Raw genomic sequence first — 22,273 nt, forward strand, 5'->3', positions numbered from 1 at the left:
TCAACGTCAACCGTTCTCACTGCAATCCCCCCAAAAAAGTGCCAAGACACTCCGTCCCGCACCGTTCCGCGATGTCATCATGCGGTGTCGCTAGTATGTCCAGGGACAAAGTAAGTTTCCGGTTTCTGTGGAATCTCTCCGTCAGGGAAAAGGGCGTCCGCCTGCGTTGCGTACTGTCTGATCCGTCGGGGTTTGGCATCCAGTCCCGTATCCCAGGTCCACGGAACAAACCCCATTTTCGACAAATGCGGTTGATCCGGAGTTGCCGTCAAGTCATAGGGAAAGTCTGAATACATCACCACGTTGTCCGGGTGCCCCTTACCCACTTCGCGGGTGATCAGATGGTCCACGTGTCTTCCCACTCCTGCGGGGCAGAAGAGCAGCTCGGCTTGGGTTTGCGCCATGAGCCCGGCAACATCGCCCCGGAGTTGGCGGATGAGCGCTTGATCGTCCCTGGCGATCCTGCCCAAGGCGATGTCGAACCGGTAGGTGGCGTAGCGGTGGTTGAGTTCCGGCAGAAGCCGGTCCCAAGCACTGCTTCCCAGCAACGGTGGCTTGCGGCGGCGTCGAAACAGCGCATCAACTTCGCCAAGATGAATGGATTGAACTCCCATGCCAGCCAGTACGGCGCGGTCTTCCGACTGCCTGGCTTGGTAGAGCTTCGCCGCGTCGGGCACGGCACATTGGCGCAGAAAGGACCGTGTGGCCCGCGTGTGCGGTTCCGGCCCTGACTCTGTGAAAAGAGTAGCGACGACGATCTCGCGTCCCTGTGCTTCGGCTTCCATGAGGGCGCCGCAGGACAGCACTGCGTCGTCCAAGTGGGGTGAGAGGAACAGCCAAGGCGCATCCCCTGCCATGGAACGTTCAATTCTGGATTGCAGCGGCATTCAAGCCCTTTCAGCGTGGCGGGCGTTCGTCCGCCGGGTTGGAGGATTCCCTAGTTCTGTGAGTGCGGTGTGGTAGGCCCGTGCTTGCATGTCAGCGAGCGCATCCCAGTTGTAACCGGCGGCGAACTTCCGTCCTTGCGTGGCCACTTCCTCCAGACCGGCCTGCGGGTACCGGCGGGCGATCTCGTCTCCCAGCGCCTGAACGTCGAAGGCGTCAACCACCCATCCTGTACCGGGCGGAATAATCTCCCTCAGGCAAGGGATATCGAACGCAATAACTGGAGTACCCGCTGCCAGTGCGTCAATGGCCACCAAGCCGAACGTCTCGTGCCGGGACGGCACTACCAGAAGCCGGGCATCGCTGAGCGCCTGGAACTTCTTGTCCCCGGACAGCCACCCGAGCATCTGCACGCGCCCGGAAAGACCGGCATCCCGGATGGCTTCGCGCATCCGCTCCTCATCCGGACCAGTGCCGGCGATCAGCAGGTTTGCGTCGACCCTCTTACAGGCGTGCGCCCAGGCTCCCAAGAGGAGATCCAAGCCCTTGTGCCCGTATTCCAGGCGCCCTATGAAGAGGACGTCCTTCCCCAAACGGGGTTCGATATTCCAGACCGCGGGATCCACACCATTGCCGATCACGTCCACATGCAGGTCCGCGTTGAGCTCCTTCAGGCGGTCTCCGATCCCCTGCGAAACCGCAATGAGCCTTCGGTGCTTTCGGACGCCCAGCCGCTCAATCCAATGCAACGGGAGTTTGTACTGCCGCGCCTTCTCCCTGGCATGAAGCCACTGCACAACTCCGATGGTGGGTCGCTTGGTCCACAGGGGGGCGGCCATGGTGGAAAACGGAGCGAAGAAATCCTCGACCACCAACTCAACAGTTGACCGGCGCTTACGTACTTCCACAGGCAGCCAGGCAATGTACGCCAGCAACCTGGCCAAACGGTTGCCGCCCTTGCCGAAGCCGATGGGTACATAGTGCACGCCGTCCTCCACCCGTTCCTGCCAGCCCGGATACCGTGCAGTCAGTACCGTCACACGGAAGCCTTTTGCGGCCAACCGGCTGTTGATCTCATGGGTCCTCACTGAACCCCCGCCCGCTCCGGGCATGCGTGGATCTTCAAAACCTAAATGTAGAACTCTCATTGTTACCGTTCCGTCCCGTAGTCCTTGTGGGGCACCCCAACGTTGGCCGCAGCCGCTGACTCGAGAGCAGACGGATCCACGTACCAAATGGTGGTTTCGCCGTTAGTGGGGCCAAATGTTGTGACCATGGGAGATGCATGGCCCTCTAACCACGCCAGCATGGTGGGGTTGGCGTATCCATAGCCCTGCCGGGTGGGCTTCGATTGGGTAAGGATGTAAGTCGCCCCTTGCTCTTTCATCAGCGGCGCCGACGGCCAAATACCAAACCGGGGATCATGCATATAGGCGAAGTGACCCGTGCTGTTGGTGACGCTGATCCGCGCATCGGCAGGCAGATTGGCCTGCACCCAGTCGTTGGCCAGGACAAAGCCGTTGTCCAGGGTCAGGGCGGTGCGGATTCCCAGCACCACGGTCAACACCACGTAGATCACACTGACGACAGCAAGTGCTTTGCGGCCCTTGGGATACCTATCCCGAAGTTCCACCACCACCAGGACCGAACAAATTGCTCCGAACACCATGACGCCGTATCCGTACTGTTCCTCAAACGTGCCGAACACGGCGCTGTAAGCACCGGCAGCACCCAGCGCCAGGCCTCCCAGCCCTACTAGACGCCGCTCGGCATGATGGCTGAAACACAGCAGTAAGCCCACCACCGGGCATAAGCCCAGCAGGATATAGCTGGTACCGAAGTATCCGCTCTGCTCGATAAGCCGGGAAACGATGCTTGGTGATCCTTCGGACGTGAAGCCAGTGGTCTTCTCTACACCGGACATGCGCAGCAGCCCGTTGCTCTTGGCCCACACCCAGCTGGGGAAGTGTCCATGGGCGGCCACGACAATCAGGTAGATCACGTAGGGCACGAAACCGAAGCCTGCTACCACGAGTCCCTGACGCCAGGGGATTGTTTTCTTCCACACCATGGCCGCAAGCACCGGGGCAACTGTGCTGATGAAGAAGAAGTCCTTGCACAGGATGGAGTAGCCAAGCAGTAGGCCGGCTGTTGCCAGCCGCAGAAACGAAAGCATTTTGCTCTTTGGCTGCCGGTGGTCCACCAGAAGCAGCAATCCTGCCAGCCCCGGCACCATGGCCGAGGTCTCCAGGAACGCATGGCTGTTGTTTCTCAGGATGAATGGTTCGAAGGCCAAGAGCACGGCAGCGAGCCAGGCGGCGGTGGGAGCGGACAGCTTGCGCACCAGGAGGAAACCAAGTCCAACGGTCAGGGCACCCATCACGCCGTTGAGCCAGCGCAGTTGGAGCGTCACCTCGATGATTTCGCCGGTGATTCCGAAAATCTTAATGACCCCAGCCTCCAGCAAGAAGTACCCGGGCGGGTGGAGGAAGAACGGCCCGTCAGGCAAGGTTGGGAATTCCCCGGCGCTGACGGATTCACCGAGCCGGACATACAACATCTCGTCCACCCACAGTTCGAAGCCCCGCTCAAGACCAAGCGCGCGGACGCCGAAGGCGCCGGCAACCACCACGATGAATGCGGTCAAGTTGCCCGAAAGCGCCCCAGCGACCCAATTGGGCAGGGGGCTCGTTGCAGGTGCTTGAGGCTTGACCCGGCGGCCGATAGTTTGGCCGTTTGTGCCAGCCTGGCGTCGTCGTCGAATTTTGACGTCGTTTCTGTGCGGCAGCAGCCCCCGTTGATGAGCGAGAACCATGAGGCCGCTGACAGTGGCCAGGGCCAGCCACACCAAGGGCTGGACCCGGGCGGCCACAGCGAGCGCCACTATCAAGGCGCCGGCCAGAACCAGGAACGGGCCAGCTCCCCGGCCGGGGTGTGCCGCAATGAGTACCGGACGTGCCAGGAGAGCCAGCACACCACCGGCCATGACGGCACCCACAGCGGAACCCACAGCCATGCCCGTGACGGCGTTCACCTGCCAGCCAACCCAGAGCCCACCCACCACCAGGAGACACGCACAAGCGAGGCCGATCTGGCATCGGCGGTAGGCCCGCAGAGCTAGGAGAACCGTGGAAAGCACCATGAGGACCGCATAGCCCAGGCCGGACGCGGCCAACCACGGCAGGAGACCCAGGGAGCCGTGGTACTTCTGCGGCACGATGAATCCTGCCATCAGCGGTGGAGCTGTGGCGATGATGGCGAAAGCCACCACGGCAAGTTGTCCGAACGACGCGAAGGCAGCACCAAGAACCTGGCCCGCGTTGGCACCGGGCGTGCGCAGCAACGGGAAGGCCACCAACGCGGTTCCGGCTGCCACGTAGACAGGCCCCTTGGCGATAGTGGCAAGCGCCTGGAAACCTGCTGCGGCAGCCGAGCCGCCATCCAGGAAACCGACCACCACGACGTCGACACCCACCAGCACGGAGACAACGCCGAGAACGGAGGCGATGTCACTGGTCTCGGCCCATCTCCACTTCTCCAGCACAACCCGCGGACGCCACCGCAAGTCACGGTAGAAGGACCACGGCACTATTAACGGCGCCAGGCACCCCACTACGAAACCTAGGACCGCTCCCCCGGCACCCCATGCCATGGCGATCACCACCATGCTGAAGATAAGCCTCAGGAGAACCTCGCCCACGGTGGACAGCGCGTACCAGGTGAAACGGAGCTCACCCTGCAACCAGCCCGCGGGTGCATTCGCCACGAAGATGACAAAGGCCGCCAACGCCACCACTGCGGCCAGGACGGGGTCGGCGAGCGCGAGCGTCACGCTGCCTGAGATCACTGCAGCGGCAACGCCCGCCAGGCAGGACACAAAGACCGAGAAGGCCACGCCATTACGCCGTTCCTCGGAGCCTGCCGGGTGGACGGCAACAACGTGCGACAAGGGAAGCGGGACCAAGGCATTGGCCACGATCCCCACCACCCCCAGGATCATCGCCGCGGCGGCGAAGATCGTATAGTCCGCGGTATCCAGCATGGTGGCCATGAGAAGCGTGCAGGCGTAGCTCATCACGCCTACAACCCCTGCGGACACGGCAAGGAAGCCGCTGCTCGCGGCAATTCCCGGGTCTTTTTCCGAAGCCCTGCGGTGTGACCGGGGTCTTTCCCGCACAGCAAGAGTCATTGTTTTCTGGGATGAATCCATGGATGAACGTCCGTTACTGGCCATCAAGGGCATCGGAGGGAGTGAAGGCGCTCCCGGGGCCGGCCAGCAGAGTGGTGCGTCCGGCCGAACGGAGTTCCGCAGACGTCACGCCGATCTTCTGCATTGCCGCGAAGGCCTCGAACTCGTCACGTCCCTTCATCAGCACAGCGACATGTCCATCATCCGCAATGGCAACCTCATCCGTCCGGTGCAGGATGGACTGAAGATCGGCATCTTCAGGCAACACGAACCGGACCAAGGTGGAAAGGTCAGAGTGGAACGCACGAGGACCCGCGCCGTCGCGCCGTATCTTCTCCTCTTCCAATACGGCTCCAGTGAGCAGTCTGGTGCTGCGGTCCCAGGTGAAGCAGCGGGCCCATTCCCGGCACTCCGCTGAGACCACCGCTTCCGAGTCCGGCTCACTCAAGGCGGTGAGGGCCTCAACCATTGCGGTCCCAAGCTCCTGGGGAGTATCCACCAGCCAACCGGTTCTGCCGTCCACTACGGAGTCCCGGATGCCTGGAACACGCAGGGCCAGGCAGGGCACGCCCCACGCGGCGGCTTCGATCACCGAGCAGCCCCAACCTTCTGACGCCGAGGTGGAAGCAGTCAGCCAAGCCCGGCTCAACAACCTGTCACGGACCTCATTGGGCTGGTAGCCGTGGAACGTTACTGCGTGGTCCAGGCCGAGGTCCATGGCCAACTGCTGCAACCGGGCCCGTTCCGGGCCGTCCCCCACAATGTCCATCCGCAGCTTTGGAATGCTGCGCACTGCCACGGCAAACTGGCCCATCAGCAGGTCCAGCCTCTTATGCGGCACCAAGCGGCTGACGACGGCGATGGTCGGGTGGGGCGCGCGGGCGGCAACCTCCTCCGGAATGTCGATGGTTCCGTTCGGCACCACGTGGACAGGACCGGAGAACCCGAGTTTCCTCAGTTCCAGCCGGGTAGAGGGTGAAACCGCCACAATGGAACGCTGGCCGTACACCGTCTTGGCTCCCGAACTTTCCAGGAACCGGCCCACGGCGGCCAAAGGCGGAGAGAACCTGGTGCGGAACTGTTCCTGGTGGACGTGATGGATCACCTGGATGATCGGCAGGTTCCGTGGCAGGAACAAAGGCGAAAAGAACGGTATCCCGTTCTGGCAATCCACCACGGCATCAAATTCGCCCCCGCTCTGCAAAAGCCCGCCGGTCCGCACAAGCCGGAGAGCGGCATGTCCATAAATGGACATGGCTCCGCCTCCGCGCAGGATGCGGATGCCGTCAATGACATCCTCAGGTGACTGGCCGTCGTCGCGCCCTGTAAACCAGGTGACGTGGACGCCGTTCTGCACCCACCTCTTGGAAATCTCGTGCATGTACTGCTCGGCGCCGCCGGCCTGTGAGTGCTGGACGTCGCGCCAGTTGAGGACCAGCACGTGCTTTCCGGCGAGAAGGGTTGGAGAGTTGATGTCAGGAAGGCCGGACATCATGGTGTTGCCCTCTGGAGTTGGATCACCGAGGCAAAGCTGGCCACCCCATCCTGGAAGGGGCGGAACGTTGATGCAGCTCCATCGGTCCATGCCACGGGAAGTTCGATGATGCTGGCGTTGTTGTCCTGCAGGCGCAGCAGAAGCTCAACGTCGAAAGCAAAACCAGTGCTGCGGCACTGAACCATGGCTGCTGTGAGGGCATCGCGTTCGAAGAATTTGAAGCCGCACTGGGTGTCCTGTATGCCCTTGACCTTTGATTTGGTCAGCGCCCGGAAGGCCGTGCCGCCCACCCTTCGTCCAAGGTGTTGGGGCCGGACCAGGGTTGAGCCGGGTGCGTGGCGGGAAGCGATCACCGCTGCTGCACCGTCTGAGAGATGAGCCATGGCCTCGGTGAGGGTTTCCAGCGGCGTGGCGAGGTCGGCGTCGAAAAAGCCCGTGAACCTGGACGTGCCGCTGAGGAGGCCGCGACGGACTGCCGCTCCCTTCCCCTTCCGTGAACACCCCACCACGGAAATGGGAACTGCGTCCCCCTCTTCCCGGGAGATCCTGCGGACCACTGCGGCGGTCTCATCAACGCTTCCGTTGTCCACCACAACAATCCGCGAAGACCACGGCTGGTTGGCCAGGAAATCGACCGTCTGTTTCAAGGTGTCGGGGATTCTCGCGGCCTCGTTGTAGGCGGGAATGACCACCTCCAGATCCACGCGGGAGCGGCGCAGCGAGTCTGAATGTCGGCGCGCCTGCAGGCTCCCTCTCTTGCCTATGTGCACACTGTGCTGTTGAAGAAGGACCATCTGAACCTCCATATATCCGGGTACGGCACAAAAACGTGCTCGCAATATAAGGAGTGGGGGCACCCCGGAAGTCATGACGCCAATCCAGCCGTAGTGCTCCAAGTCATGGACCACTCTCAATACCGGGAGCGGTGCCGGGCGCTCTGAGCGAAATTGCTGGTTCCTTGTCTGACCCCGTCTATAGAGTGGCCACATGAGCCACACATCTTCCGTCCCTGCCGCTGCTCCGGAACCAACAGCGGTGCCTCCTGTCGCCAAGCGGGTCCCCACACGCCGTGAACACCACGGCGACGTTTTTGTGGACAACTACGAGTGGCTTAGGGACAAGGAATCCGTTGAGGTGGTGGACCTCCTGAAGGCCGAGAACGCCTACCAGGAAGCCGTCACAGCGCACCAGGAACCATTGCGGGAAGCCATGTTCCAAGAGATCAAGGGCCGCACCCAGGAAACGGATCTGTCCGTGCCCAGCCGTAAGGACGGCTGGTGGTACTACAGCCGTTCGGTGGAAGGGAAGGAGTACAGCATCCAGTGCCGCGTCCTGGCCCACAACACCGGGGACCCCGTAGCGGACTGGACGCCCCCGTCAGTGGAGCCCGGCGTGGAAATCGACGGCGAACAGATCCTCCTGGACGGCAACATCGAAGCCGAGGGCCAGCCGTTCTTCAGCGTGGGCGGTGCCGCGGTGACAGTTGACGGCAACCTTTACGCCTATGCCGTGGACAACTCAGGCGACGAACGGTTCACCCTCAGGATCAAGGACCTGCGCACCGGGGAGCTCCTCCCGGACGTCATTGAGGACATCTTCTACGGAGTGGCCTTCTCCCCCGACGGCACGCGCCTCTTCTACACGGTGGTGGATGATTCGTGGCGCCCCTACCAGGTGAAGGCCCACGTCCTGGGTACGCCGGTGGCCGAGGACGAGGTTCTCTACCAGGAGGACGACGTCGCCATGTGGCTGGGGTTCGATCTCTCCGCGGACAGACGGCACTTGGTGCTCAGCATCGGCTGCTCGGAGTTCAGCGAGACGCAACTGCTCCGCTTCGACGACTACGACGCCGGCCTCAGCACTGTGATCTCCCGGGACCACCATATTCTGTACGAGGCTGAGCCCTTCCTCCTGGACGGCAGGGAAACACTCCTCCTGACCCACAACAAGGACGCCATCAATTCGATGGTCAGCCTGGTGGACCCCGCTGAGCTGACCAAGCCGCTGGCAGAGCAGGACTGGCGTACCGTCGTCGAACATTCCAACGACGTCCGGGTCAACGGCGCCGGCGTGACATCCACGCATTTGGTGCTCTCCGTTCGTAAGGACACCATCGAACGGGTCCAGGTGCTGCCCTTGGCCGGCCTCGGCACCGAGGCCCAGGGTGCGCCGGTGGAACCGGCCTTTGACGAAGAGCTCTACACCGCCGGGGTTGCAGGTTCGGACTACGAGGCTCCCGTCATCCGCATGGGCTACACGTCCTACTTCACGCCGTCGCGCGTCTACGACTTTGTGCTCCCCACCGCCGGGTTGCCTGCCGGCCAGCTGCTCCTCCGGAAGGAAAGCCCCGTCCTGGGCGGCTACACGGCGCAGGACTACGTGGCTACCCGCGAATGGGCAACGGCCGACGACGGCACCCGGGTCCCGCTGTCAGTGCTGCGTCACGCGTCGGTACAGCAGGACGGCACGGGCGCAGGGCTGGTTTACGGCTATGGCTCGTACGAGATGAGCATGGATCCAGGCTTCGGCGTAGCCCGCTTGTCCCTCCTGGACCGCGGCATCGTCATGGTGATCGCCCACATCCGGGGCGGCGGCGAATTGGGCCGCCAATGGTACGAGGACGGCAAGAAGCTCACCAAGAAGAACACCTTCACGGACTTCATCGCGGCCACCGATTGGCTGGCTGGATCGGGGTGGGTTGACCCGTCCCGCATCGCGGCGATGGGTGGATCGGCGGGAGGATTGCTCATGGGAGCAGTCGCCAACATGGCCCCGGAAAAATACGCTGCCGTGGTGGCACAGGTGCCGTTCGTGGATGCGCTGACCACCATCCTGGATCCCGAGCTTCCGCTCTCCGCCCTGGAATGGGAGGAATGGGGCAACCCGATCACGGACCCCGAGGTCTACGCCTACATGAAGTCCTACACTCCGTACGAGAATGTGGGGGCCGTGGCCTACCCCAAGATCGCTGCCGTGACATCCTTCAATGACACCCGGGTGCTGTATGTCGAGCCTGCCAAATGGGTTCAGGCACTGCGCTCCGTGTCTACCGGTTCCGAGCCGATCGTCATGAAGATCGAAATGGACGGCGGGCACGGCGGGGCCTCGGGCCGGTACGTCCAGTGGCGTGAGCGGGCCTGGGACTACGCGTTCGTCGCCGACTCCCTTGGAGCCACCGAACTCCTGCCTGGAGCCGGCCTGAAGTAGGAGTTTTTTAGCGCTGGCGGGCCCGGAGGAGTGCGAAGTATCCAGGGATCAGGTCCGGGGTTGACGGGTTGCTCAGCGGGCGCGTCTCGATGCTCGCCGAGCCTTCAACGATAAGGTTCCAGTCCGCCGCCGCGAAGGCCTTGGCCCGTTGTGCCGCTCCGAACCGGCCGGGCATCGGCAGCCCGCGGATGGCCCACTCCAACGGGGCGGGAATGGAACTGCGGGTGGCACCCAGGTGGCTGACGTAGTCCACCGGCGTGCCCGGAAAGTTGGTTTCAGTCAGGAACACGCCTCCGCGGGTCCCGACGACGGGCAGCAGGTTCGCAGCCAACGCGGCGCGGCCGCTTCGGTCCAGAACGTGCAGGACACCACGGATGAAGATGTTCGCATCCCCCGTCCAGCCTGCCGCTTCGAGGGCCGTAGCGACAGTCTGCGCTGCGTCCGGTGCCGTCATGTCGCAGACCGCATATGACGCCGTCGTGGTTCCTGCTGACTCCTGCCGTGCCCGCTCAACCGCGTTTGCAGAGTAGTCCAGCCCCAATGCGTGCGGGAAGTGTTTGGCCAGCAGGCGCGTGAAACTGCCGTTGCCGCATCCGACGTCCACCACGGGCAAAGACGGGTCCAACTGAGCCATTTGGGGGAGGTAGCCGTTGAGTTCATGGTCACTGCCCGAGTCCCACAGGACGTCGCCAGTGGCACCGGTTGAGCGGATATCGCCCCAAAACCGGTCCCAGGCAGTGCGGGGATCCTTGGGCGCAGCGGAAGAGAGCCTGATGAGGCGGGGAATCAGCAGGTACTTCCTGAAAGCGGAGAACATTCTCCAAATATAGGTGGCCCTACGCCTCCACCAGCCACTCCAACGCCTCTGTTTCAGAAGTGAAGAACTTGGTGGGGCACGGAGGCTTCATGATGCCCAGAAAAAAGTTGGCAATGACCCTGTCCACCGGAGATGAGCCCCAGAGGGCGATGCGGTTGGCCTGGCACGGTTTGGCAAACACGGAACGGGCACCCCGGGTGACATCGTCCGTGGTGGCCATGTCAACGATCATGGGATGGCGTTCCTCGCCGCAGAGCTCGTTCACCCGGTCCATGGCCCGCTGGGCGTCAGGTTCCTTGATCCTTGCCCCGCGCGGCCACGTCAGGCGAAGAATGCCTGGTTCTTCGAGCTCCAGCTCGAACGTCACCTGTTGGTGGTCCTGCGGTGTTGCTGGGTGGTCCACAGTGCTCCTTGCGCGGTTGGTGCTGCTGCAGCGGGTTACCTCTGCTGACACCCTCAAGGCTGTCGAATCCACAGGGCAAAGTAAAGGTGTGTCCCAGGACTCATCCAACCCATTTGCCGCGTGGTCACCTTTGGCCGCAGTGCCGCTGATAGGGTGTTGCCACATCATGAAAACACCGTGAATGAACCGTTGGAACGGAAGGGGCTCAGTGGGCGAGACCGTTGCCGGCGTACAGCATGCCCGCTCCGCCGTAGTGGCGGATTCAGACAAGGACCGTTTGGCCGCGACGACGGCCGCCCTTGCCGCCGCGGGATTCAGCGTGTTCCCTGCCGTGGATGCCGCCGCCCTGGCCGCCCATCTACAGCACCAGCGCCCCTCGGTTGCGGTGGCTGAGAGTTCCCTGGCACACGGACTGCGCAGCCCCGGGGTTCCCATGCTCCTGGTCCTTGCCTCCCAGGAATCCCTTGACCTCCGGGAAGTGGAATCCTGGCGCGTAGCGGACTACGTCATCAGCCCCGTGCAATCCGGGGAACTGGTCCACCGGGTTGAAACCCTTATCGGCCGGGCCGCCGAGCGCGCCCGTTCACGCGGCGAAATCGAAGCACTTCGCGAAAGCCTCCGCAATGTCTCCTCGGCGATCCGGGAGACCAATGATCCCCAATTGATCTCAGACCACGTGGTGCGTGGCTTCGGTGAGGCGCTGGACGTGGACCACGTATGGTTTGCTACCTTCCGCGACGAACGTGTTCCCACCATTCGTGCACAGTGGAACCGTCCTGGCCTTCCGCTGCTTCCCGCGAGGCTGGGTGAGAGCGAAAACGCCATTATCGAGGCCGCCAACAGGCTGTGGGCGGATGCGGACGTCCTGGCGGTCGCGGACCACCGCGAAGACCCCGACTCCAGGATCGCCACGGCACTGCGGGAGTGGTCAGGCGAGCTCGACCCTGTGTCCACCGTCCTTCTCCCCGTGGGTGAGGGAGCGACGGCGTTGGGCATCATCCTGCTCTCCACCGTCCGGGAACGGCACGATTGGACCCGCCCCGAGATCGCGCTGATGCAACACGTGGCCGGGAACGTGGCCCACGGACTCATCCAAGGCCACCTCATCAGCGCCCAACAGCGGGTCCTGCACCAGTTGAGGCAACTGGACAAGGCCAAGACCGACTTCCTGGCCACCGTCAACCATGAACTCCGGACACCGCTGACCTCCATCACCGCTTACCTGGACATGATCCAGGACGGATCCGGCGGGCCGGTTCCCGACGGCATCAGGAAGATGCTCGATGTCATCGCCCGGAACTCCAACCGCCTCCGCAGGCTCATCGAGGACATGCTTACCGTGTCCATGCAAGACGGCAGCAACCTGGACCTCAAACCGGTGGATATTGCCAAGCTCCTCCAGGTGGTGGTGGCCACGCTTCGGCCGCTGGCAGAGTCCCGCCACGTTTCGTTGTCTTTTACCGATGGGACTGACGACATCGAGGTTACGGCCGACGAAGCGAAGCTGGAGCAGGTGTTCACCAACATCGTGGCCAACGCCATCAAGTTCACGCCCGAGGGCGGAAGGGTGGGCATCACCAGTTCAGTCTCGGACTCCGAGGGCGGCGGGCTGGCGCTGGTAGAGATCGCAGACAACGGACTGGGCATTCCCGAGCACGATCTCCCCCACATCTTCACCCGCTTCTACCGGGCCTCCAACGCAACATCCGCGGCGGTCCCCGGCAGTGGGCTCGGACTGGCGATAGCGCACGACATCATCAGCCGGCACATGGGCCGCCTCCTGCTGGATTCCACCTTGGGGTCAGGCACCACGGTATCCGTGGAGTTGCCGGTGGGCGGGCCCTAGTCAAGCCCCTGCCCGGCGTGACAGGCGTGTCAACGTGAGGTCCGTACCAGTGCTCTACGGTCACTAATGCTCGACATACTGCGAAACAAAATTGATGCCCCGGACCGCAGCCCGGGGCATCAATTGACGTTATATGGCCTTGAGAGGCGCTCCCCCAATGTTTAGTTCGGCCACCAACCGATGCTGGTGGTGTTCGTCTTAGTAGTGGTGAAGCTGTTAGGCCACCAACCGATTGCCGTGCTGTCCTGCGTGGGCTCGGCATTAGCCGGGGCAGCGAAACCCGTTACTGCCAGAACCGCCGCCATGAGCAGGGTTGCCGCAAATTTTTTCATCCGCTATGCCCTTTCGTACTGATGCGAATTTGTTGTCTGTGACTTGAATAAAGTCACGGTGCAAACTATACGAGCTTTTCTTCCGCAATGACATGGATAATGGGCACATGCAAAGTCCGCACCTCGCCTCCCACTTCGTTGCCGGTCTCACGGCACGCGCCAAGTGGAAGGAGCGGGATTTCGGCGAGGCCTACCGCCTGGCCGGAGAGGCTGCCGGACTGTCCACCGCGGCCGGAGATGACGAGTCCTGGTGGAACATGCGGTACCTGCAAGCGGAATGCCTCCGGGACCAAGGCCGCATTGAGGAATACCTCAACGTCGCCATGGAGCTCAACAACCACAGCCTGACCGCGTCCTCGCCCGAACTCGGGGCCAAAGCAGGAACCATGGTTGCCGTGGCATTCCAAGGCCTGGGCAGGCTCCCCGAGGCTGCCACCATGGCTGCAGAGGCGGCCAAACTTGCGGCCGGGGACGCCGAGTTGCTGTACGTTCAGATTCTCGCCCAGCGCGCCCTGATCGCGGCATTGGCGGAGAGCCGGCTCCTGAACGATGCCTGGCGCGAATGCCTCGTCCTGGAAACCCTGCTGACCGACGACGTCGACGAAGACACTGCCGGCAAAGGCTATTGGGTGATTGGCAACGTTGCCTTTCTTGCCAATCGTGTTGCCGACGGCGGCCTTTACCACGATCTGGCGGCCGAACGGCTTTCACCGTCCAAGGACGTTGATTTGTGGGCACGCTTCAACAGGGCATCAGCGGAAATGCGCCTTCAGGCAAAACTCAGTGATGCCGCAACCCTCCGCTGCATTGAAAGGGCAGAGCTCGCCACGGATATTGTGGGCGGCTCTGAACGGGACCACTTGGAAATGTCGCTGGTCCGCGCCCACTGGTATTTTCTCAGCGGCGATATGCAACAAGCCACCGCTATCCTAGAACCCCTGTGCGCCCGCTCCTCCATTCTGGCCACGCAAACCTCGGCGGAAGCACATTTCCTCTTGGCCAGGACCTTGCTTGAATCCGATCGACGGCAGGATGCACTGGTGACGTTCGAAAAAGCTGCCATGCTGTTCGAACAGGCTGCATTGCCCGAACGCAGCGCAGCCGTTCGGGAGTACCTTCGAAATAGCGATGAACAACGAGGCGAGCCACACGGGGGGTGAGCATGTCCGAAGGGAAAATGTACTCCGGCGAAGACCCTCGCCTAGGGCTGCTCCTGGACGGAATCGTCAGGTTGGCGGCCGGGGATCTCAACACCAGAATCGACGTCTCCGAGGCGCGTGACGAAATCGATGCCGTGATCATGGGCACCAACCTCCTGGCCGAGGATCTCCAGATCGTTTATGAAGAGCTGGAGCAACGGGTGCGGGCCCGTACCCAGCAGCTCAATGAAGCCCATCTGGCGATGCAGCACATGGCCCTGACCGATCCCCTCACAGGCCTGAACAACCGCTCAGCATTTGCCACGGCACTCAGCGAAGCCCAGTCCAGTGGGGCGCAGAGCGGCCGAAAGGCAGCCATCCTCCTCCTGGACATGGACGGGTTCAAAGCGATCAACGACTCCCTGGGGCACACTATCGGGGACAAGGTCCTGGAGACGGTGGCCAATCGGATCACCGGCGCCGTGCGGGATCAGGACATGGTGGCCCGCATGGGCGGAGACGAATTCGCGGTGCTGATCCCCGACGTGACTCCCGCTATCGCCGCCTCCATCGGCAACCGTATCCTTGCCGCAGTGGTGGGCGTTATGGAAGTTGAGGGCCATCACCTGCGTTGCGGTGCCAGCATGGGCCTCCGGATGGCCGATCCCGGCCACCGCGCGGAGGAACTGATGATGGAAGCAGACATCGCCATGTACGAATCCAAGGCCGACGGACGTGGCAAGCTCAAAGTCTTCGAACCCGCCATGCTGCACGCCAGGCAAATGCGGAACCAACTGGTGGGCGAACTCAAGGAAGCGATATCCGGCTCCCAGCTGGTGCTCTACTATCAGCCGATCATCCGGTTGGATACCCGCGAAATCGAGGGTGTGGAGGCGTTGGTCCGTTGGAACCACCCCACCCGCGGTCTCGTCATGCCGGACGAGTTCATTCCTATTGCAGAGGAAACCGGAATGATTTCCGATCTGGGCGGCTGGGTGCTCCGCACCGCCGTCGGGCAGTTGAAGCAATGGCGCACCGATCCCCTCACGTCGGGCCACAACTTCAGCATGCGCATCAACGTTTCGGCGGCGGATCTGCAGCGGCTGGAGTTCATTGAAGACGTCCGCGAGGCTTTGGCGTCAGCCGGGCTGGACCCGTCGCTCCTGGTCCTGGAACTGACAGAGAGCGCAGTCATTCAAGGTAATGACTTGGACCGCTACACGCTCAACAGCCTGCGCCGACTGGGTGTGGGACTGGAAATCGACGACTTTGGCACCGGCTACTCCTCCATCAGTTACCTGCGCCAGCTTCCAGTGGACACCGTCAAAGTGGACCGGACCCTGCTCTCAGCACTGGGCAGCGACCCCTCGCAACCCGCGCTGCTGGCCGCCGTGCTGCAGTTGATCCGGGCTTGCGGTTTGGCTGCGGTGTGGGAGGGCGTCGAAAGTGCCGACCAAGCCGAGTATCTCCTCAGCATCGGGTGCACCAGCGGCCAAGGGTACTACTTCAGCAGGCCGCTGCCTGAAGAGCAGCTGACCGAGCAGTTGAAGCACCACAAGACGTGGCCCGTCAGTTGATGGTCCGCGTCCATGGATGGTGGCGGGTCCGCCACTCGGAGTCGAGAATCGCGTAGATGTTCTCCGTGGCCCACTGGCCCTTGTAGTGCCAGTTGTCCACCAGCGTCGCTTCCAGGCGCATGCCCAGGCGCTTGGCGATGCCGGCCGATCCTTCATTGAGGGCATCCAACTTGGCGTCAACGCGGTGGAATGAGAGTGTCTCGAACGCAAGCCTCAGCACGGCTTCCGCGGCTTCGGTAGCAATGCCGTGGCCCTGGGCATCAGGATGGAGAATCCAGCCCACCTCTGCCTGCCCTGTCCCCTCAAGCCATTTCAACACCACCTCGCCCATGAGGCCCGGGTGGTCCTTCCTCTCGATGGCCAGGCAAATCCAATCTCCCTCCTGGTTGAACTCGAAGTTGGCGTACCGGCCCAGGACTTCCATGGATTTGGTCCTGGTCAGCTCATTGCGCAGAAGGAACCGGGCAGTTTCGGGAAGCGACTGGTATCCGTGGAAGCGATCGAGGTCCTCGGCTTCGAAGCGGCGCAGAATGAGTCGGTCTGTGGTGATGGGGAGCTCAATTTCGGGCATGTCTCCGAGGCTACTAGGTGCAGGCGAATACTGGTCCAGTCTTGACACGTGGCGCGATCTGGGATTACCTAATGAACATTCGGTAAATAAAGCTGGAGGCAATGACGCATGGTTGAAACAACCCTCTCCGGTGCATCGCACCACATCCTGACGAACGACTACGCGTCCGAATGGATGGGCATCGAGGTCCTCAAGCTCGATGACGGGCACGCCACCATCCGCATGCACCTCCGCCAGGAGATGCTCAACGGATTCGGAATGGCCCACGGCGGAATGATCTTCGCCTTCGGGGACACCGCCTTCGCGCTGGCCTGCAACCCAGCCAACCCCACGCCCAAGCAAGCCGCCAACATCACGGTGGCGTCCGGCGTCGACATCAACTTCATCAAGCCCGCGTTCCAAGGCCAGGTGATCACCGCCGTCGCAAACCGCCGCGCGAGCACCGGCCGAAGCGGCCTGTACGACATCCAGATCTACGCAGCTGCGCCCGACGCCGATTCAGCCCCCGACGCCGGGCATGGTGAACTCATTGCCGAGTTCCGTGGCCGCAGCCGCACCATCTCCAAGAAGTAGGAACCCCATGACGCAGAACACCGTGGCCGCACCCGCAGTTTCCTCCTCAAAAGCAACTGCCCCCGTGCTGGACCGTGAAGAAACCATCTCCCGCGACGAACTCGAGGCCCTGCAGCTCACCCGCCTGAAACACACCGTGGCGTACGCCTACGATCGCGTGCCTCTGTACAAGCGCAAGTTCGACGAAGCCGGCGTGCACCCCTCGGACCTCCGCGAGCTGAGCGACCTGGGGAAGTTCCCCTACACCACCAAGGAAGACCTCCGCCTGGAATACCCGTTCGGCATGTTCGCCGTCCCCCAGGACCAAGTGGCACGCATCCACGCGAGCTCCGGCACCACCGGCCGCCCCACCGTGGTTGGCTATACCAAGCAGGACCTCGCCAACTGGGCAACCTTGGTGGCCCGCTCCTTCCGCGCCTCCGGAGTCCGGCCCGGCATGAAGGTCCACAACGCCTACGGATACGGCCTCTTTACTGGCGGCCTCGGCGCACACGCCGGTGCTGAAGCGCTCGGCTGCACCGTCATCCCCATGTCCGGTGGCCAGACCGAACGCCAGATCCAGCTCATCCAGGACTTCAAACCGGACGCCATCCTTGCCACGCCCACCTACTTGCTGACCATCGCCGACGCCATGGCGCACCAAGGCATCGACCCCACCTCCACGTCGCTCAAGTACGCCGTCCTGGGTGCCGAGCCGTGGACCGAAGAAATGCGCCACGAGCTCGAAACCACCATGAACATCAAAGCCTCGGACATCTACGGCCTCTCCGAGGTCATGGGCCCGGGCGTCGCCGGTGAAGCCGTTGAGACCCAGGACGGCTGCCACATCTGGGAGGATCACTTCCGCCCCGAAATCATCGACCCGTTCGATCACTCCACGGTCCTGGGCGACGGCGAACCCGGCGAACTCGTCTTTACTTCCCTGACCAAGGAAGCGCTCCCGATCATCCGGTACCGCACCAAGGACCTCACCCGCCTGCTCCCCGGCACCGCCCGCCCGGCGCACCGCCGCATGGGCCGCATCACCGGCCGCAGCGACGACATGATCATCCTCCGCGGCGTGAACCTGTTCCCGTCGCAGATCGAGGAAATCGCGCTCCGCATCCCGGAACTCAGCCCGCATTTCCAACTCGAAATCACCCGTCCCGAGGGCAAGCGCATGGATTCGCTCACCGTTAAGATCGAGCGCCGCGAGAACGTTTCCACCGATGCAGGCACGACGGCGGCGCACACCTTGCGTGAGCAGATCAAGATTCACGTCGGGTCATCTTGCGTAGTGGACGTAGTAGAGCCCGGTTCCCTTGAGCGGTCCAACGGCAAGCTTCGCCGGATCTACGACATGCGCCCCAAGGGCTGACCTTGCTTGAGATCGTGAGAAAATGCCAGCATGCCTACTGAGACCACCACCAAGCGCGGACGGCCCGGTTACGACCAGCAGTCGGTGCTCCGCATCGCCGTCGACGTCTTCAACCGCCACGGGTACGATGCTACGTCCATGGGCATCCTGGCCGAGAACCTCGGGATCTCGAAGTCGGCTATCTACCATCACGTGCCGTCCAAGGGCGATCTGCTGAAGCTCGCCCTGGACCACGCGTTGGGCGGCCTTGAGGCCATCCTCGAGGAGCCTGCTGCCACGTCCGGGCCCGCCGATGCGCGGCTGGAGTTCGTGCTGCGGCAGACCATTGCGGTGCTGGTGGACCGGTTGCCCTTCGTCACGCTTCTCCTGCGACTCCGAGGCAACACGGAGATTGAGCGCGACGCCTTGGAACGCCGCCGCGCGTTCGACCACAAGGTAGCCGAACTCATCTCCGCCGCCCGCGAGGACGGCTCCCTGCGGCAGGACATCGATCCGCGCACCGTGACGCGCCTGCTGTTCGGCACTATCAACTCGATCGTGGAATGGTACAAGCCGGGCGGCTCGCTGTCCCCCGAGAAGCTCGCGGACGACGTCATCACCATGGCCTTCGACGGCCTCCACACGGCCGCCTGACCCTCTCTCACCTCCCAAGGGCTTGAGCCGAACCCTCTCTCACCTCCCAAGGGCTTGAGCCGAACCCTCTCTCACCTCCCAAGGGCTGATTATGGCAGTTTGAGTGGAGACCGGTTCTGCAGTTTGAATCGGGCCCAGTTCCGGGCCCTTGCTCGGGTGCACCGGGTATCGAGGAGGACGGTCCGTTAGGCACTCGCGGCTGCGGTACCGCCTGACCGGAAAGCCCCGGCGCGGCGGGCGACGAAGCTGGGTCCCTTGAATGCTGCCCTTGACGCGATGCTGCTCGCTGATCTGGATGCTCCACCAAAACAGCGCCATACTGCGCAAAGGGTTTTGACCGTCTGGTTGATGAACACCAGGCGGTCATTTCGTATTCATCGGTTCGTCAACACGTCAAAGCACGCCGGGCCATCATCGCGGTTGAGTCGGGCAATGCGCCGGTGGAACCGTTCGTGCCGCAGGAACACGCTCCGGGTGCGGAGGCGGAGGTGGACTTCGGCGATGTGTGTGTGGATCTGGACGGCGTGCAGACTCGTTGTTACATGTACGCTTTCCGGCTTAGCAACTCTGGAAAGTCCGTTCATCGGATATATCCGACCTGCGCGCAGGAGGCTTTCTTGGAAGGCCATATCGAAGCGTTCAACACTATTGGTGGTGTCTCTGCCCGGCATATCCGGCATGACAACTCACCTCGGCGGTGACCGATTACATCGAAAAAGTGGTCCCGAAACGGGTTGCCATTCTCACTGGGCTTGGAAGCATCGAAAACGGTTTGAGGAGTCAGACCAGGTCACGAAAACTGGGTTTGGCGACAGGTCACAGTCGACAGGCAGCTTCGTCGGACGGTCTCGTGTCCGCCCACAACCGAAACGTCGAACGCCTTCCCCGTCATGTGGGAAGGCGTTCGATCGGTCGCCGGCACATCAGTTTCCATTTGAGCCCGCGGGACATGAGAGAGCGACCCACCCAAACCCGCGGGACATGAGAGAGCGACCCACCCAAACCCGCAGGACATGAGAGAGCGACCCACCCAAACCCGCGGGACATGAGAGAGCGACCCACCCAAACCCGCGGGATGTGAGAGAGGGTTTACTTCTCCACGAGGGTGAGGACGTCGTAGGTGGCCACGATTTCGTCGTTCTGGTTGGTCAGGACAGCGTCCCAAGCAACTTCGCCGTATTCGTCCGTCTCACGCGGAGTGATCTTCTTGGCTGTCAGCGTGACCCGGATCGAATCTCCCGCCGCTACTGGGGTGATGAAGCGCAGGTTCTCGAGGCCGTAGTTGGCCAGGACGGGACCGGGCGCCGGCTCCACGAACAGGCCGGCTGCCCAGCTCAGGAGCAGGTAGCCGTGGGCAACGATGCCAGGGAAGAACGGGTTGGCTTCTGCGGCCTCCTGGTTGGTGTGGGCGTAGAACGTATCGCCCGTGGAGTTGGCAAACGCAGTGATGTCCTCGAGCGACACTTCGCGAAGTTCCGAGCGAACCGCGTCGCCGATCCGGAGGGTGGACAGGTTCTTACGGAACGGGTGCTCGCCCTCGGTCTCCGCAGTGAAGTTGCGGTCAGCGCCGGTGTGCCAGACGCCCGTCACTGCGGTCAGCATGTTCGGGGAGCCCTGGATGGCGGTGCGCTGCATGTGGTGCAGGACGGAGCGGATGCCACCGAGTTCCTCGCCGCCGCCGGCGCGGCCCGGACCGCCGTGCACCAAGTGCGGAACCGGGGATCCGTGACCGGTGGAGGAGCGGGCGTCTTCACGGTTGAGCATGTGGACGCGGCCGTGGTGGGCTGCGATGCCAAGCACCAACTCCTGCGCCACGGAAGGATCGTTGGTGCACACCGAAGCTACCAGCGAACCCGAGCCGCGGGCGGCCAAGCGGACCGCGTCGGCCAGATCCGAGTAACCGAGCACTGAGGAAACCGGGCCGAAGGCCTCGAGCGAGTGGACTTCCTCGGTTTCGGCGTCCGCCCAGCTCAGGAGAACGGGCGACATGAACGCGCCATCCTCCACCACGCCCACGGCGCCGCCCACCGAAGTGACCGACGGCGTCTCGAGGGAACCGTACGCAAGCTCGCCACCGGCGTCGAGCATTGACTGAACTGCCGCGCGGACATCGGCGAGCTGTTCCAGCGACGCCAGCGCACCCATGGTGACGCCCTCGGCGCGGGGATCGCCGACGACGACGCGTTCGTTGATACGGGTGCCGATGGCTGCAGCAACATCAGCCGTGAGCGACTGGGGAACGATGATGCGGCGGATGGCCGTACACTTCTGGCCGGCCTTGACGGTCATTTCGGTGACGACGGCTTTGACGAAGGCGTCGAACTCCGGGGTACCGGGCACAGCGTCCGGGCCAAGGATGGCAGCGTTGAGGGAGTCGGTTTCAGACGTGAAACGGACGCCGCCCTGGACCACGTTCTTGTGGCCCTTGAGCGAGTTGGCAGTAGACGCCGAACCCGTGAAGGACACGAGGTCGCGGTAGTCGAGTTCATCCAGGATGGTCCGGGCCGAACCGGAGATCAGCTGGAGGGAACCTGCCGGGAGAATGCCCGATTCGACGATGGCCTTGACCGCAGCGGCGGCCACGTAGCCCGTGGGCGTCGCCGGCTTCACGATGGTGGGAACACCGGCGAGGAAGGCGGGAGCGAACTTCTCCAGCATGCCCCACACGGGGAAGTTGAACGCGTTGATCTGCACTGCGACGCCGGGGATGCGGGTGTAGATGTGCTCGCCCGCGAACGAGCCGTCCTTGGACAGCACTTCCATGGGACCGTCCACCACGACCTGCGAGTTGGGCAATTCACGGCGGCCCTTGGAGCCGAACGTGAAGAGCACGCCGATGCCGCCGTCGATGTCGATCATGTTGTCGATCTTGGTGGCGCCGCTCTGCGACGAGGACTCGTACAGCTCCTCACGGCGGCCGTTAAGGTACTGGGCAAGCTCCTTGAGCTTGAGCGCACGCTGGTGGAACGTCAGCTTCCCGAGTTCAGTTTGGCCTGTGGTGCGGGCGAAATTCACGACGGCGGCAAGGTCCAGTCCGTCGGTGCTCACGTTGGCCAGGACTTCTCCGGTGCTGGCATCTCGGACCGGGACTCTCCTGGCATCAGGCGCCGGTGTCCACCAGGCATCCTGAACATAGCTGGGGACGGTTGCAACGGCTGTGGTTTCCGGGGCGACTGCGGTAGTGGTCATCGTCGACGGGTCCTTCCAAGGCACGTGAAATCGGCACGGTCTGTGGTAGTGCCCGAGGGC

17 protein-coding genes and 1 pseudogene are annotated in these 22,273 nt (G+C 62.9%); 8 read left to right on the top strand and 10 right to left on the bottom strand.

What is annotated here, in order from left to right; genetic code table 11:
• Positions 1-77: 77 nt before the first annotated feature.
• The 5 genes from QEH68_RS16235 to QEH68_RS16255 all read right to left on the bottom strand — a co-directional run bounded on the left by QEH68_RS16235 (position 78) and on the right by QEH68_RS16255 (position 7,363).
• The gene (locus tag QEH68_RS16235; protein ID WP_280623416.1) at positions 78-857 is read right to left on the bottom strand and encodes a PIG-L family deacetylase; all 780 of its coding nucleotides are present in this window, start codon (positions 855-857) and stop codon (positions 78-80) included.
• A 30-nt stretch (positions 858-887) separates the two neighbouring features.
• Entirely contained in the window at positions 888-1,925 is a 1,038-nt protein-coding gene (locus QEH68_RS16240; protein ID WP_348537377.1) for a glycosyltransferase family 4 protein, read from the bottom strand.
• A gap of 110 nt (positions 1,926-2,035) precedes the next feature.
• Positions 2,036-5,062 (bottom strand): oligosaccharide flippase family protein, encoded by a 3,027-nt coding sequence (locus QEH68_RS16245; RefSeq protein ID WP_280623418.1) that lies wholly within the window; start codon positions 5,060-5,062, stop codon positions 2,036-2,038.
• Between the two features lie 46 nt (positions 5,063-5,108).
• Entirely contained in the window at positions 5,109-6,569 is a 1,461-nt protein-coding gene (locus tag QEH68_RS16250) for a glycosyltransferase family 4 protein (RefSeq protein ID WP_280623419.1), read from the bottom strand.
• Positions 6,566-7,363, bottom strand: coding sequence for a glycosyltransferase (locus tag QEH68_RS16255; RefSeq protein WP_207594437.1), 798 nt, complete (start codon positions 7,361-7,363; stop codon positions 6,566-6,568). Before QEH68_RS16255 ends, QEH68_RS16250 begins: the two co-directional genes overlap by 4 nt.
• Positions 7,364-7,556: 193 nt before the next feature.
• Between QEH68_RS16255 and QEH68_RS16260 the strand changes: the two genes are divergently transcribed.
• Positions 7,557-9,776 (top strand): S9 family peptidase, encoded by a 2,220-nt coding sequence (locus QEH68_RS16260; protein ID WP_280623420.1) that lies wholly within the window; start codon positions 7,557-7,559, stop codon positions 9,774-9,776.
• A 7-nt stretch (positions 9,777-9,783) separates the two neighbouring features.
• Here the strand turns inward: QEH68_RS16260 and QEH68_RS16265 are convergent, their stop codons facing one another.
• Together QEH68_RS16265 and QEH68_RS16270 are read right to left on the bottom strand one after the other, a co-directional pair.
• Positions 9,784-10,593: a class I SAM-dependent methyltransferase gene (locus tag QEH68_RS16265; RefSeq protein WP_280623421.1), complete on the bottom strand. Its 810-nt coding sequence runs from the start codon at positions 10,591-10,593 to the stop codon at positions 9,784-9,786.
• A gap of 19 nt (positions 10,594-10,612) precedes the next feature.
• Entirely contained in the window at positions 10,613-10,996 is a 384-nt protein-coding gene (locus QEH68_RS16270) for an STAS/SEC14 domain-containing protein (protein WP_089596025.1), read from the bottom strand.
• 208 nt (positions 10,997-11,204) lie between these two features.
• Between QEH68_RS16270 and QEH68_RS16275 the strand changes: the two genes are divergently transcribed.
• Positions 11,205-12,842 (top strand): ATP-binding protein, encoded by a 1,638-nt coding sequence (locus QEH68_RS16275; protein ID WP_280628029.1) that lies wholly within the window; start codon positions 11,205-11,207, stop codon positions 12,840-12,842.
• A 161-nt stretch (positions 12,843-13,003) separates the two neighbouring features.
• Here QEH68_RS16275 and QEH68_RS16280 read toward each other — a convergent pair whose 3' ends face one another.
• Positions 13,004-13,174 carry a hypothetical protein gene (locus QEH68_RS16280; RefSeq protein ID WP_207594441.1) on the bottom strand — a complete coding sequence of 57 codons (171 nt, stop codon included), beginning with the start codon at positions 13,172-13,174 and terminating at the stop codon, positions 13,004-13,006.
• Positions 13,175-13,281: 107 nt separating this feature from the next.
• Here QEH68_RS16280 and QEH68_RS16285 point away from each other — a divergent pair, with 107 nt between their 5' ends.
• Together QEH68_RS16285 and QEH68_RS16290 are read left to right on the top strand one after the other, a co-directional pair.
• Positions 13,282-14,334 carry a hypothetical protein gene (locus QEH68_RS16285; RefSeq protein WP_207594442.1) on the top strand — a complete coding sequence of 351 codons (1,053 nt, stop codon included), beginning with the start codon at positions 13,282-13,284 and terminating at the stop codon, positions 14,332-14,334.
• A 2-nt stretch (positions 14,335-14,336) separates the two neighbouring features.
• A complete protein-coding gene (locus QEH68_RS16290; protein ID WP_280623422.1) occupies positions 14,337-15,890 on the top strand; it encodes an EAL domain-containing protein in 1,554 nt (517 codons plus the stop codon).
• Here QEH68_RS16290 and QEH68_RS16295 read toward each other — a convergent pair.
• Positions 15,883-16,461, bottom strand: coding sequence for a GNAT family protein (locus tag QEH68_RS16295; RefSeq protein ID WP_207594444.1), 579 nt, complete (start codon positions 16,459-16,461; stop codon positions 15,883-15,885). The two genes, QEH68_RS16290 and QEH68_RS16295, sit on opposite strands and share 8 nt — an antisense overlap.
• Before the next feature lie 108 nt (positions 16,462-16,569).
• Here QEH68_RS16295 and QEH68_RS16300 point away from each other — a divergent pair, with 108 nt between their 5' ends.
• From QEH68_RS16300 to QEH68_RS16315, 4 genes and pseudogenes are all read left to right on the top strand, one after another.
• A complete protein-coding gene (locus tag QEH68_RS16300; protein ID WP_207594445.1) occupies positions 16,570-17,034 on the top strand; it encodes a hotdog fold thioesterase in 465 nt (154 codons plus the stop codon).
• 7 nt (positions 17,035-17,041) lie between these two features.
• Positions 17,042-18,391, top strand: coding sequence for a phenylacetate--CoA ligase PaaK (paaK, locus tag QEH68_RS16305; RefSeq protein ID WP_280623423.1), 1,350 nt, complete (start codon positions 17,042-17,044; stop codon positions 18,389-18,391).
• Positions 18,392-18,421: 30 nt separating this feature from the next.
• The gene (locus QEH68_RS16310; protein WP_089596031.1) at positions 18,422-19,024 is read left to right on the top strand and encodes a TetR/AcrR family transcriptional regulator; all 603 of its coding nucleotides are present in this window, start codon (positions 18,422-18,424) and stop codon (positions 19,022-19,024) included.
• Positions 19,025-19,123: 99 nt separating this feature from the next.
• Positions 19,124-19,710: pseudogene (locus QEH68_RS16315) on the top strand (IS21 family transposase); the annotation flags it as partial.
• A gap of 403 nt (positions 19,711-20,113) precedes the next feature.
• Here the strand turns inward: QEH68_RS16315 and paaZ are convergent.
• Complete coding sequence (paaZ, locus tag QEH68_RS16320) at positions 20,114-22,213, bottom strand: phenylacetic acid degradation bifunctional protein PaaZ (RefSeq protein WP_280623424.1); 2,100 nt, start codon at positions 22,211-22,213, stop codon at positions 20,114-20,116.
• Positions 22,214-22,273 lie beyond the last annotated feature (60 nt).

Source organism: Paenarthrobacter sp. OM7, assembly GCF_029873575.1.
Classification (GTDB): Bacteria; Actinomycetota; Actinomycetes; order Actinomycetales; family Micrococcaceae; genus Arthrobacter.